The following is a 12608-nucleotide window of genomic DNA, read 5'->3' as shown; positions in this document are numbered from 1 at the left end:
CCCCCGTTTGCCATCACAATGCTGACTGCCTTTGCCGTGTCTATGGCAGAGCCTCCGCCCACAGCCACCAAAAGATCCACTTGCAAAGCCTTGGCAGCCTCCAGGCAGTCATTCACGACCATGGTGGTGGGATTTGGCTCAACCAGGTAATAAATGGCATATTCCACCCCTGCTTTTAAAAGACAGGCTCCCACTTTGTCTCCGGTGCCATTTTTATACAGGAAGGGGTCCGTAACAATGAGTCCCCGTTTAAACCCCCGTTTCTTAAACTCATCCGGCAGCAGTCCGATGGATCCGCGGCCAAAAAAAGCTGGTTCCTACTGCATTGATCCTCTCAAGTGCCATAAATGGCCTCCTTAGAATTCTATATTTCTGAAATCTCCCGGATCGATCCGTTTCAGCGCGCTCAGCTCTTCCTTTGTGGGAAGGGGCGTATAGGCGATATGGGAGTATTTTATGGGAAACCCGGTATTTTCCTGGACTTCTTCTAAACTGGAAGCTGGGTGGATGGTTTCCAGGACCATTTCCCCGTTTTCCATTTTAAAGATGCACAAAGGGGTGATGATCCGTTCCACATTTCCCCTGGTAGTTACAAAATCCACCTGGTTCACAAAGGTGCGCTTGTCATGCTTTGTCCTCCAAAGAATCGCCCTTTTTGCCGTTGGAATGAGAACGGCACTGCCCGCTCCTCCCGGCATCCTCACCTTTGGTTTTTTATAATCTCCAATAACTGACGCGTTGACATTGCCATGGAAATCAAACTGGATTCCGCTTAAAAATGCAAGATCCAGCTCTCCTCTCATGGCCAGGTCAAATACTTCCATTAAAGGAAAATAGGCTGTGGCACGTTCCAAAAGCTCCGGGCCTGCGCTGGTATACTTTTTAAGCCGCACCGGATCCGGGTCTGTTCCGCCCGGAATATTAAGATGCACAGCCCCCGGCGCATGAAGCGCTTTTGCCAGCAGCAGCGCAATCATGGGCATATGGGAGGACACTCCGTGAAACACCTTGCTGCCATCAGGTATGAGGCGTGCCATAGCGCAGACCATAATATCGCAGACTCTGTATTTTTCTTCCATCATGCCATGCCCCCTTATCCTTTGTAGTCGGACTTTTCAAATGCCTTTAAATAGGCATCCAGGCCGTCCAAATCCTTCAGCTTTTTAAATTCCTTTAAATTCTTTCCGTCAATATCATAAGATCCCGGACAGGAACAGGGAGCCGCCCCTTTCGGTACCCTGACAACTGCTTCCACCAGAAAATGGGGAATATCCGCCTTTTTTTGAGCTGCCAGTAAACGCAGATCCATGGACGATGTTCTCTGCCGTCAGGAAGACCCTTTTCGCTGCCCTGGAAAACAGAACATCCTCAAATAAGGGTCCTGTGATCCTGGCATTACCCTCTTCATCCGCCTCCTGCACATGGATGACAGCAACATCCGGCCTTATGGCCTTTACCACTGTCACCGGTTCCTTTGTAAACGGATCCTCGATCCGTATAAAATAATCATTGGCATCGATCAGGTCGCTGATCACAAGCCTTTTACAGGCATGAAGCCCACTCCGCAGCTGGCGGCCCTGAGCGCGGAGATCACCGTATAACAGGCATGTTCATTTCCTTTCACAGCTCCGCTTTCAACAGCCCTGCGGTAATGTCCGGCAAGGGAATATTCACTTTCATAGCTGATAAAGCCGGCATCCACGCTGGAAACGCAGCCTCCGAAGCAAAGCATGTCCACATCCATGGCTCCTGCAGTCTTTACCAGCTTTAAGTCCCTTTTTTTCTGTCTCACCAGTTCCCGTACCATTGCCATGGGCGCCCGATGGAGCACATTGCCCCCAAGACCAAGGATATCCCCGTCATGAATCCGGCTGCCGCCTCCTGCAAAGTCATTATTTTGCTCATGGTCTGACCTCACTTTCTATCCTGCACTGCCTTATTTCGCTGCATTGCAGGCAATCTGGATGGCATCCCATACACCGGAAAAGGGAGGTGCATAAATGAGATCCGTCATTCCGAGCTCTGCCGTTGTCATCCTGCAATGAATTGCCACAGCAAACACATCTGCCCGCAAAACAGCTCCCTTTTGTCCGCAGGTCTGTGCGCCAAGCAGCCTTTTTGTTCCTTTTTCATAAATCAGCTTAATGGTAATGGGCGTTGGATCAGGATAGTATGCCGGATGGTCATTTGCCTGGATAACCAACGTCTTATAATCCTTTGAAAGACGTATGGCATCTCCTTCTCCCATACCCGTACGTCCAAGCTCCAGCCCGCACACCTTGATGGCTGCAGACCCAAGAGCGCCTATAAACTGTTCATGGCCTCCTGCCATATTGGCACCTGCGATCCTTCCGCATTTGTTTGCAACCGTTCCTAGTGCCAAAAAGCTGTCTTCCTCTAAAACTTCATGATGGACAAGAATACAGTCTCCCGCTGCATACACATCCGGAACAGAAGTTCTCATTTCCCGGTCCACCATGAGAGCACCGTTCTTCCCCATGGCAATTCCCGTGTTTTTCAAAAATTCCGTACAGGGACGGACACCCACAGCAACGATCACTAAATCTGCCTCATAGGTTTCCTTATCTGTTTTTACACTCTTCACATAAAGACCGTCTCCATAAAACCCTTCCACCTTTTCTCCGGTGTGAAGCAGGACCCCTGACTTTACCAGCTCTTCATGGGCCAGGGCAGCGATTTCCTCATCAAAGGGCATAAGAATTCTGGAAGCCGCCTCAAGCATGCGGACATTCTTTCCAAGGCTCAAAAATGCTTCCGCACATTCCACCCCGATATATCCCCCTCCAACGATGACGATGTTTCGGATTTCCGGCATTTTTGCGAATTCTTTTAAAAAGATCCCGTCTTCCATGGACTTCAGTACATGGACTCCCATAAGCTCCTTGCCCGGAAAGGGAGGAACCACAGCCGATGCCCCCACAGCTATCATTAATTTATCGTAAGAATCCGTAAATTCCCGGCCGTTTTCAAGATTCTTTACAAGAACCTCTTTCTTTTCCACGTCAACGGATCGTACCTCATGGCGGAGGAAGGTTTCTATGCCCATCTTTGTAAAGGCCTCCCGTGTGCGGGCGATCATTTTGCGGTAATCATCGTTATAGTCTCCCACATAGTAGGGAAGTCCGCAGGCTCCATAAGAGAGAAACCCTCCCTTTTCATAGACCGTTACTTCAGCGTCCGGATCGGTCCTGCGGATCTTGGAAGCGGCGCTCATTCCTGCCGCTACTCCTCCAATTATAATAATCTTCATGTTTTCTCCCTGATCATATCGTTACAGCTGGGTCATGCCATTTATCATTTTCCCGGCTTCCTTCATGGCTTCTTCTGCTGTCTTTTTTTCCTGAAAATGCCTCAAAGATTTTCTCATAAAGGACTCCGTTTTTCTCCCCAGCCTTTGACAGATCGGGAAGAGGCCTTGCAAGTTCCATCATTTTTTTGCTGTACTGGAAACCAGGGGCAGTCACTTCCCCCTTCCAGATAGCTTCCTCTTCTTACAGGAGCACCACTCTTTTTTCCCACCTTCTGATCTACCCCAGGCGAACGAAGGTATTTAAGGAATTCCTCTGCAGCTTCCTTTTTCTTACAGCTTGAACAGATCCCAAAGGACCAAGTCACGTTCCAGGCCGTGGAAAACGTGGAAAATCCCAGGTCTTCTGGTTCCAGACAGCCTTCCTTAAAGACTTCTCCCATCTGGCCGCTCCAGGTAACCGCCATTGCTGCTCTTTTTTTGCCGGACAGCCTCTGCAATTTCCCCGTTGCCGAAGCGTTCCGTACCATCAACTGCACAGGATCTCAGTTCTATATAGGACTGAAGCCCTTTTACTGCCTCTTCCTTTCCGCAGACCGCAGATCCATCGGAGTCATAAGCGTCTCCCCCGTACATGCGGAGAAAAGGAAGGGCATCGGTAAATATCTCGGACTTATCAGCCTTCATGCCACTGCCTGTTCCCCGCAGGCTGCCTTGTAAGCTTTTGCCGTTTCTATGTATTCCTGGGGAGAGATGACGCTTCCAGGTTCCTTACCCAGCACCTGATAAAGCAGGCTTTTACGGTAAAGGATCATATGTCCGTCACAGAAGGAGGGAGACAAATATGCTTTTCCCTTGTACTTCATTTCTTCTGCAATTACCGGAAGGATGTCTTCCTCCTCAAGCTCAATTTCCAAAAGGTATCCTTTTTCTATAAAGTCACGAAGCCATAAATGGCCTGCAACCATGACAATGTCATAATCCGCTTCCCCGGCAAATGCTTTCATCATCATCGGATAGTAATCCGCCCAGGGCACCATATGAAAATCCACCTTTCCTTCATATCCGTCTAAAATCCCCAGTTCTTTATCCAGATACCCTTCCACCGCCGGATCTGCCACTGCCAAAACCTTAAGCGTTTCCTGTTCCATAAGCTCTACCTCTTCTATTACTTTTAACCTTACTTTCCCGGCTGCGGCGGCCCATCTACGATGCCCACGATGTAGGCATCAACCGGTGCCGAACGGTCCAGGGCATACTGAGTGGTATTGTCAGTGGTTACAAGTACCAGTTCCCCAATTCCTGCACCAATGGTATCGGCAGCCACAAAAATATTGTTCTTATCCCCATAATAAGGCTCTACCAAAAGAAGCTTGAACCCAACTAAGTTCCTGCATTTTCTCGTGGAAACCACAGTTCCCATTATTGTTCCTAATATCACCTGGTCTCTTCCTTTCTAATGGTTACCCACTGTCCCTGCTTCAACTGGAATGCATTGGCATCGTCCGTATCCACATGGAAATCCAGCCTGCTGTCACGGGTAACACGAATCAGTACATGGCCGAGCACACCGCCCTTTGGCCCATCGACCGCAACGCTTACCCGGTCCTGATCCGATACCCCGAACCATTTCGCATCTTCCGGCGTCATATGGATATGCCGGTCCGCAATGATAACTCCCTCTGTCAGCAGGACCTCTCCCTTTGGTCCTTTCAGCATTACCCCGGGAGTTCCCTTTAAATCTCCTGATGATCTTACCTGTGGCTGTATTCCCAGTATCCTTAAGTCACCGGAGGCCATTTCCACCTGGCTTTGTTTTCTCTCCGGTCCAAGAATCCGTACCCTGGCAAGGTTCCTGCCGGGCCGGAGACAGCAACCTGTTCCTCACAGGCAAACTGCCCCGGCTGGCTTAAAGCCTTCATGGGAGTCAGCCGGTAGCCGGCTCCAAAAAGTACTTCCACATGTTCCTTTGACAGATGCACATGCCTTGCCGAGATTCCTACGGGAACCTGGTAAGGCTGTGTGCTCAGCCTCTTCCAGTTATCCAGGACCAGTGCGGTTACCTTCTGAATCAGTTCTTCCCTGTTTTCCATTGTAAGCCTCCGCCCTTAAGCACTTTCCTGTTCTTTTTATTTAAGGAATGGAAGGATTCCGCCTATGGAATTATGGGGTCTTGGAATTACATGAACTGCTACTACCTCTCCCACTCTGGAGGCTGCTTCCTCTCCTGCTTCCACTGCTGCCTTGACAGCTCCCACATCTCCCTGAACCATGACCGATACCAGACCGGAGCCGATTTTCTCGGTTCCCACCATTTCAACGTCTGCTGCCTTTAACATGGCATCTGCTGCCTCAATTGATGCGGTAAGGCCTCTTGTCTCAATCATCCCTAATGCCAACATTCCCCTTTTTACTGCTGTCTCTGCCATTTACTTTTCCTCCTTAATCTTGTGCTCTTCTTCCTCTGGCTTTACACAATCCTTTTCCTTTTCATGCCTGTCTATCATATTTAAAAGCTTTATTACCTCTGGATGAGGGTTTTCGATGGATACGGACACCTTAACGTTGTCGTCTCCCACGATCCGTCCGGCCTCTCTGGCCGCCTCCACGGCTGCACGAACCGCCGAGGTCTCGCCCGCTAATACGGTGTGGCACATCCTTCCTCCCAGCCTTTTATGGCAGCTTACGATTTCCACTTCAGCCGCCTTTAATGCCTGGTCCACCACCACTACGGTATTGGCATAATAATTAATTTCTAAAACCCCTATGGCGTTTCGGTTTGTTTTCATGACGCCCACCTTTGCTGCTGCCTATTTGATCCTTGGCAAAATTTTGTCAATATCCTGATGCGGCCTGGGAATCACATGGACTGCTACCAGCTCTCCAATTCTGGAAGCCGCCGCCTCTCCTGCCTCGGTAGCTGCCTTTACCGCGCCTACCTCTCCGGTTACAATGACGGTTACCAGACCGGAACCGATTTTCTCGGTTCCCACAAGTTCAACGTCTGCCGCCTTTAACATTGCATCTGCTGCTTCGATGGATGCAGTCAGCCCCCTTGTTTCAACTAAACCAATTGATGTGGATGCCATATCTTGCTACCTCCTGAAATTTATAATGTTTTCTTCCCCGAAAGATACCTTTGTTATATGAGACAGCGCCTTTGTTCCCTCGTATGGGTTTTCAATGATCTCTGTCAGAACCTCATTCGGACTGTTAAATTTAAGGGCTGCCCGTTCTGCCGCCTCACAGGCCTCTTTCACGTCATCAATTCCGCCTTCAAATTTCACCTGGACCGTAAGGGGAATGAACGCGGCCGTATCTTTGGGATTGATGGTGTCGATACCGATAATCCTCACATCTGCCGCCTTACAGGCCTTATCCATGGCATAAAGAACTGCCCCGTATCCTGCACACTCCAAAAAGCCGATTGCCATATGTACCTTCCCTTCTCTAGATGATCCGCAGGCCTCCTTCTGCCAGCATGCATCTGCGTCTTCTGGTAAAGCTTCTCGCGCAGGTAAGCCCCTCTCCGGTGGGGCCTGCAATGGTCATGGTCGTATGGCCCTCTCCGCCGATCCCCACCCCTTTTAGTCGAACCGTTCTTCGTAAAAATGGTGGTTTCAATCACTTTTCCGAATTTGGTCATGTTCTCAACATTTCTGGAAAACATGGATGCCGTATGCCTGTTGCCTGACTCTGCTGCCACTGCACACTCCACACATTCCTCAAAGGTCCTTAACCGCACGATGGGAAGTATGGGCATCAGCTGCTCTACCATGACAAAGGGATGGCTTCTGTCTGTCTCACAGATGAGCAGGCGGACATCCTTATGGCCGGAAACCCCGATCTCTTCCAAAAACCGGGCTGCATCCTTTCCAACCCACTTTTTATTCACTTCATAGCTTCCGTTTTTTTCAACCATGGCAAACTTTAAGATTTCATTTAACTCCATGGAACTAAGCAGGTAAGCGCCTTCCGTTACCAGCTTATTCACCAGTTCATCCGCAGCCCTTTCCATGACAAAGACTTCCTTTTCCGCCAGACACAGAATGTTGTTATCAAAGGAAGCACCACGGTAAATCTCTTTTGCAGCAAGACTTATGTCCGCTGTATCGTCTACAATGACCGGCGGGTTTCCTGCACCTGCCCCGATGGTCTTCTTTCCGGAACGAAGCAGGGCATTTACCATTGGCATGCCTCCTGTACCGACCATAAGGCGGATTCTGGGATCAGCCGTCATCTTGCTCACCGCCTCCATGTCAGGCTCTTTCTGCATGGTGATTAAATTTGCCGGACCTCCATTTTCCACAATGGCCTGATGAAGAAGCTTCAGGCAGTGGGCACAGCATCTTTTCGCTCCCGGATGGACGTTAAACACAACGGAATTTCCTCCGGCTATCATGCTGATGGTATTGTTTATTATAGTTTCCGTTGGGTTGGTGGAGGGCGTGATGGCTCCGATCACTCCAAAGGGAGCATACTCTTCTATCATCAGCCCTTCGTCACCTGAAATGGCGTCCGTGGTCAGGCATTCCACACCCGGAGTTTTTTCAATCACAGCCATATGCTTCTGGATCTTATCCTCAAAACGCCCCATTCCGGTTTCTTCCCAAACCATTTTTGCCAGGGTTTCTGCATGGCTTTTTGCCGTCAGCCGTATGGCCTCAATGATTCTCCGCCTGTCCCCGACCCTGTAATTCTCTGCCCATTGACGCTGGGCCGCGTGGGCCGCCGCAATGGCATCCTCCACCCGCTCAAATACCCCGTTTTCACTTTGAGCGGGAAAATAGGAAGGCTTTACGCCCCTGCTTTCTATGCCTGCAAGCACTTCCCTTACAATAAGTTCTATCTCTTTCGCCCCAATTTCCATGATCTGCCTCCTAGCATAGCTGCTCTGTCACTCTTCTCACTACTTCGGCTATGATTTCCTCCTTTGCCTTACCTAATGCTTCCGCCTGCACAGGCTTTTGTTTCTCTGAGGACGGCGCCTTCTGTGTCACACCGGTACAGCCGCAGCCAGAGTCCGGCAGCCCCTCTCCCGGCCTTACAATGGAAGTTACCCCTTTTAATGCAGGCCCTGGAACGTTCTGCCCTGCCGGCCGGACATCTGATGCCGAAACCACATCCTTCATGTTCGTCTCTTCTGCGGAGCATGGCGGAATCCCGCCTGCTGTGATGCCAAGCTTATGCCGGATATCCAGCAGCTTATTTACCTGATCGCAGGAAAGCACATTCTGGCGTCCGATGATATTGCCTGTATACATCAATATGGTGGCATAATACTCAATGGATTCCAGCCTGAAAAATGCCTGGTAAATGTCTTTTCCCCAAGTCAGGGCCCCATGGTTTGCAAGAAGCACGCCATTGTGGGTGTTTACAAAGGGCGCGATGGAATCAGGAACTTCATCCGTGCCCGGTGTTGCGTATTTTGCAACCGGGATGGATCCAAGCCCCAGCACCGCTTCCGTAAGGATCGCAGCATCCAGACTGATCCCGGCAATGGCAAAGCTGGTTGCAACCAGCGGGTGGGCATGGGTAACTGCCTGCACATCCGGATTTTCCTTATAAACCCTTAAATGCATTTTTACTTCTGAGGAGGGCTTATATCTTCCCATCAGCACCTTTCCGTTTAAATCCATTTTCACCAGCATATCCTGTGTCATAAATCCCTTTGATACCCCGGTCGGCGTCGTCCAGATGGTGTTCGGCCCTACCTTACAACTGATGTTTCCATCATTCGAGGCCACAAAGCCTTTGTTGTACATGCGCCTGCCGATGTCCAAAATCGCCTTTTTGGCTTCAAAATCAGACATGTACTTTACGCCTTGAACTGTCATCATATCTTTACCTCCAAAGTCCAAACAACTACATGTTCTTTCTGTCCGAACTCTAATCTTTTATACTGTATTTTTACCACTTTTGTGTTTTATTGTCAATGTTTCATGTTGTTTTATTTCTGATTTTACTCTTTTATTTCTATTTTGTCCATTTTTCCTTTACATTTAATCAAAATAATTATACAATATACTTATATGCCACCTGATTCTTATGGTTTTATATTGCATTTTATTTCAAACAAACATCTGTTGTCACAAAGAAAGGAACATGCCTATGTTAGCAGTAACGAGGAAAGCCAAGATCAAAGATATTATTTTAGAAAAGAAAAGCGTTACGGTGACCGAACTTTCCAAAATCTTCTCCGTGACCGAGGAAACCATCCGGAGGGACTTAAAGCAATTGGAGGATGACGGGTTCCTGACCAGAACATATGGCGGTGCATTCATACAAGACGGGGTTGAGAATAACGTAGATTTAACGATCCGGGAAACCGCATATATGGAAAGCAAGCAGGCCATCGCGAAAAAGTGCCTGTCAATCATTCACAACGGGGACTCTATTTTCCTGGATGCTTCTACCACGGCCCTTCAGCTGGCAAAGACCTTACAGGGAATGCGCCTTACCGTGGTAACAAATTCCCTGCTGATCATCAATGAACTGTATGACAAAGAGGATATCCGCCTCATTTCCATCGGAGGCTCCTATACTCCCAGGGACAAAGCTTTTGTAGGCAATACGGCCCTTAAGAATCTGGAATCCTTTTACCTGGATAAAACCTTTATGTCCTGCCGGAGCGTTTCCATGGAACACGGAATCACCGATTCCAATGAAGCCATTGCCGCCATACGCCAGATGCTGATGACCAGGAGCAATCACGTTTATCTCATTGCAGACCATTCCAAATTTGATAAGACCTCATTTATCCGGATATCCGGTTTTGAAACCATCACAGGACTGGTCACTGACAAACAGATGAACGGCCAGTGGAGAGAATACCTTTTCAAAAATAATGTAGAACTTTATGAAGCAGCGGAAAGCTGAGCCTGATTTCGGCAAGAGGATGTCCCAGTACCTTTGAGACATCCTCTTTTTCTTATGCCAAAAAACTTACATTTCTTTCGCTTTCAGGGCCTCTTCCTTTTTCCTGAATATTTCTTTTAATGATTCTGTATAAGGCGCTTTGGCAATCCCATACTCTGTCACGATTCCTGCGATCAGATCATTGTCCGTCACATCGAATGCGGGATTAAATACCTTTACGCCTTTCGGTGCCATCCGCTTTTTATACCACATTTCCACCACTTCCTCTGCCGGACGCTCCTCAATGTGGATCTCCTTGCCGGTAGGGGTGTTCATATCAATGGTGGATGTGGGCGCGCAGATATACATGGGCACACCATAGCGTTTGGCTGCCAGAGCAACCATGGATGTACCGATCTTGTTTGCGGTATCCCCATTGGCCGCCACCCGGTCACAGCCTACAAATACGGCATCCACCCAGCCATTTCTCATGACTGTGGCCGACATATTGTCGCAGATCACAGTGACATCAAGACCTGATTCCTTTAATTCGAAGGAAGTCAGTCTGGCCCCCTGAAGAAGGGGTCTGGTCTCATCGGAAAAGATGCGGAAGCCATAGCCTTTTTCGTGTCCAAGGTACATAGGAGCCGTAGCGGTTCCGTATTTCACCGTTGCCAGCTGCCCGGCATTGCAGTGGGTTAAAAGGCCGTCACCCGGCTTTACGAGAGAAAGGCCGTATTCTCCAATCATTTTGCAAACCCAGATATCCTCTTCCCGGATCTCTATTGCCTCTTTATGGAGAAACTCTACGATTTCAGGAACAGACTTCTCTTTGTTTTTCAAAACCACCTGTTCCATCCGCTTCAGCGCCCATGATAAATTGACAGCAGTGGGACGTGCGGAATCAAGATAGTCCTTTGCTTTTTGAAATTCTGCATAAAAATCATCATAACCATCTGCCTTGATCTCTCTTGCGGCCAGATAGATGCCGATGGCTGCCGCCACTCCGATGGCAGGCGCCCCTCTTACCTGGAGAAGATAGATTGCATTCCAGATATCCTCCTGTTTTGTCAGGGAAAGAATTTCCGTATGATACGGAAGCTGTGTCTGGTCTATGATCACCAGGCATTGTTCTCCTCGTCAAGTGCCACGGTATCATAGTCCATGATGGATTTTTTTGTTTCTTCGCTCATTGTTATCCCTTTCTTTTTTACCGGCTTTCAATCCTGTTGCCGGCCTCAAAATTTGCTTACTGCTTCTTTTATCGCGTTTATGTAATCCGCTCCGCAGCGGAAACTGCGGCGGTTCATGATATAATTCTTTGCCAGAGTAATGACGATCTTTTCGGCTCTCGCCCGTTTTTTTCTCATCAGGAATGGTGGTAATATCAATAACATTGGCCATTCCCACGGTCCGGCGGATGGATTCAAGTCCTGCCACTCCGGCAGTGTCGGAAAGGATTCCTTCCAGATACCATTCTTTGAATCCCGGAACCTTTGCCATGGTTTCCGTCACATACTCGTCAAATACCTTATTATATTTTTCAACGAACAGATCCACGATATCAGAGATGGTGTTTAAGCACCAGCCGCAAAACTCTTCTTTTTCCTTTTCATCCTCTATGGTAGCGTCACCGTTGCACCACGCAAAAAACATGTTTGCAATGACATTGCCGATATCATAGCCCATAGGCCCAAAGAAGGCGAATTCCGGGTCAAAGATATAGGTATGCTCCTTGTTGATAAACACAGAGCCAGTATGTAAATCCCCGTGAATTAAGGATTGGGCATTGTTCATAAACTCAAATTTCAGTTTGGCAGCCTCCAGATGCAGGGCCTGATCCTCATACAGTTCCTTTTTCACAAAATCCTCATTGGGAGGAAATACATTGTTCCTGTGGTTGTAATCAATAAAGGGCTCGCTGTATACCAGATCCTCTGAAATCTCGCATAAGTCCGGATTGATAAAGCTTTTAACCAGCTCCTTCTTCTCCTTGTGTCCCATGACAACATCCGTTGTGCGCAGAAGGGAATTTACCATAAAAGTAGTCACATGGTCTGCAAATTCAGGATAGGTCTCATGCTTTAACAGACCGGTACGCATCATGGTATGGCCAGTCATATCCTCCATTGCCATGGCACACATGGTTCCGTCATACAGATAAACCTTTGGAACCAGCCCCGGTGCAAAGGAATCCTGAATTCCCAGGATCTTTGCTTCAATTCTTCCCCGGTCGGTGGAAACATGCATTTCTGCTGAAATGCGAAGCGCTTCTCCTGCCTGCTTTACGATAATGGATTTCCCGCTTGCAGGATCCTTTACACGGAACACGTAGTTTAAGTTTCCGTCTCCGATTTCCCTGCATTCCAGACTGGCATCCTTATCAAAATAAGAGAGCTTCTCCTGAACATAATCCGGTACCTCTTCCGCTTTCATCAAAAAATAACTGTCGTATTTAGACATTCCTGTCACCTTCCCCTGA

17 protein-coding genes and 2 pseudogenes are annotated in these 12608 nt (G+C 48.5%); 1 reads left to right on the top strand and 18 read right to left on the bottom strand.

Annotation, left to right across the window (positions count from 1 at the left end; all coding sequences use genetic code 11):
* From JCM10519_RS18885 to JCM10519_RS18815, 16 genes and pseudogenes are all read right to left on the bottom strand, one after another.
* Positions 1–281: iron-containing alcohol dehydrogenase (locus tag JCM10519_RS18885; protein ID WP_347844754.1), on the bottom strand; the 281-nt coding region annotated here is incomplete at its 3' end.
* A 75-nt stretch (positions 282–356) separates the two neighbouring features.
* Complete coding sequence (locus JCM10519_RS18880) at positions 357–1082, bottom strand: CoA-transferase (protein ID WP_347844744.1); 726 nt, start codon at positions 1080–1082, stop codon at positions 357–359.
* 111 nt (positions 1083–1193) lie between these two features.
* A complete protein-coding gene (locus tag JCM10519_RS31815) occupies positions 1194–1535 on the bottom strand; it encodes a CoA-transferase (protein WP_347844743.1) in 342 nt (113 codons plus the stop codon).
* On the bottom strand, positions 1532–1918 hold the full coding sequence (locus JCM10519_RS31810; protein WP_347844742.1) for a CoA transferase: 387 nt from the start codon (positions 1916–1918) through the stop codon (positions 1532–1534). The genes JCM10519_RS31815 and JCM10519_RS31810 overlap by 4 nt, the downstream gene beginning before the upstream one ends.
* Before the next feature lie 18 nt (positions 1919–1936).
* Positions 1937–3271, bottom strand: coding sequence for a CoA-disulfide reductase (locus tag JCM10519_RS18870; RefSeq protein ID WP_054741099.1), 1335 nt, complete (start codon positions 3269–3271; stop codon positions 1937–1939).
* Between the two features lie 113 nt (positions 3272–3384).
* Entirely contained in the window at positions 3385–3735 is a 351-nt protein-coding gene (locus JCM10519_RS18865) for a hypothetical protein (RefSeq protein WP_347844741.1), read from the bottom strand.
* On the bottom strand, positions 3695–3955 hold the full coding sequence (locus tag JCM10519_RS18860) for a hypothetical protein (protein WP_054741095.1): 261 nt from the start codon (positions 3953–3955) through the stop codon (positions 3695–3697). The genes JCM10519_RS18865 and JCM10519_RS18860 overlap by 41 nt, the downstream gene beginning before the upstream one ends.
* Positions 3952–4419 (bottom strand): extracellular solute-binding protein, encoded by a 468-nt coding sequence (locus tag JCM10519_RS18855; protein ID WP_054741094.1) that lies wholly within the window; start codon positions 4417–4419, stop codon positions 3952–3954. The genes JCM10519_RS18860 and JCM10519_RS18855 overlap by 4 nt, the downstream gene beginning before the upstream one ends.
* A 29-nt stretch (positions 4420–4448) precedes the next feature.
* The gene (locus tag JCM10519_RS18850; protein WP_054741092.1) at positions 4449–4709 is read right to left on the bottom strand and encodes a EutN/CcmL family microcompartment protein; all 261 of its coding nucleotides are present in this window, start codon (positions 4707–4709) and stop codon (positions 4449–4451) included.
* A pseudogene (locus tag JCM10519_RS18845) lies at positions 4706–5361 on the bottom strand (phosphate propanoyltransferase). The gene JCM10519_RS18850 and the pseudogene JCM10519_RS18845 overlap by 4 nt, the downstream one beginning before the upstream one ends.
* Positions 5362–5397: 36 nt before the next feature.
* On the bottom strand, positions 5398–5697 hold the full coding sequence (locus tag JCM10519_RS18840) for a BMC domain-containing protein (protein ID WP_054741090.1): 300 nt from the start codon (positions 5695–5697) through the stop codon (positions 5398–5400).
* Entirely contained in the window at positions 5698–6057 is a 360-nt protein-coding gene (locus JCM10519_RS18835) for a BMC domain-containing protein (protein WP_054741112.1), read from the bottom strand.
* A gap of 21 nt (positions 6058–6078) precedes the next feature.
* Positions 6079–6357 carry a BMC domain-containing protein gene (locus tag JCM10519_RS18830; protein ID WP_038281638.1) on the bottom strand — a complete coding sequence of 93 codons (279 nt, stop codon included), beginning with the start codon at positions 6355–6357 and terminating at the stop codon, positions 6079–6081.
* Positions 6358–6363: 6 nt separating this feature from the next.
* Entirely contained in the window at positions 6364–6651 is a 288-nt protein-coding gene (locus JCM10519_RS18825) for a BMC domain-containing protein (RefSeq protein WP_347844740.1), read from the bottom strand.
* A complete protein-coding gene (locus JCM10519_RS18820; RefSeq protein ID WP_347844739.1) occupies positions 6621–8138 on the bottom strand; it encodes an aldehyde dehydrogenase family protein in 1518 nt (505 codons plus the stop codon). The genes JCM10519_RS18825 and JCM10519_RS18820 overlap by 31 nt, the downstream gene beginning before the upstream one ends.
* A 10-nt stretch (positions 8139–8148) precedes the next feature.
* Positions 8149–9108: an aldolase gene (locus tag JCM10519_RS18815; RefSeq protein WP_054741085.1), complete on the bottom strand. Its 960-nt coding sequence runs from the start codon at positions 9106–9108 to the stop codon at positions 8149–8151.
* Between the two features lie 271 nt (positions 9109–9379).
* Here JCM10519_RS18815 and JCM10519_RS18810 point away from each other — a divergent pair, with 271 nt between their 5' ends.
* On the top strand, positions 9380–10147 hold the full coding sequence (locus tag JCM10519_RS18810; protein WP_054741083.1) for a DeoR family transcriptional regulator: 768 nt from the start codon (positions 9380–9382) through the stop codon (positions 10145–10147).
* Positions 10148–10213: 66 nt separating this feature from the next.
* Here JCM10519_RS18810 and mtnA read toward each other — a convergent pair.
* Positions 10214–11319 (bottom strand): annotated as a pseudogene (gene mtnA, locus JCM10519_RS18805) (S-methyl-5-thioribose-1-phosphate isomerase).
* A complete protein-coding gene (gene mtnK / locus JCM10519_RS18800) occupies positions 11282–12589 on the bottom strand; it encodes an S-methyl-5-thioribose kinase (protein WP_347844738.1) in 1308 nt (435 codons plus the stop codon). Before mtnK ends, mtnA begins: the two are co-directional and overlap by 38 nt.
* Between the last annotated feature and the right edge of the window lie 19 nt (positions 12590–12608).

The organism is Clostridium sp. NkU-1, assembly GCA_001312405.1.
This window is presented reverse-complemented; position numbering and strand designations above follow the sequence as displayed.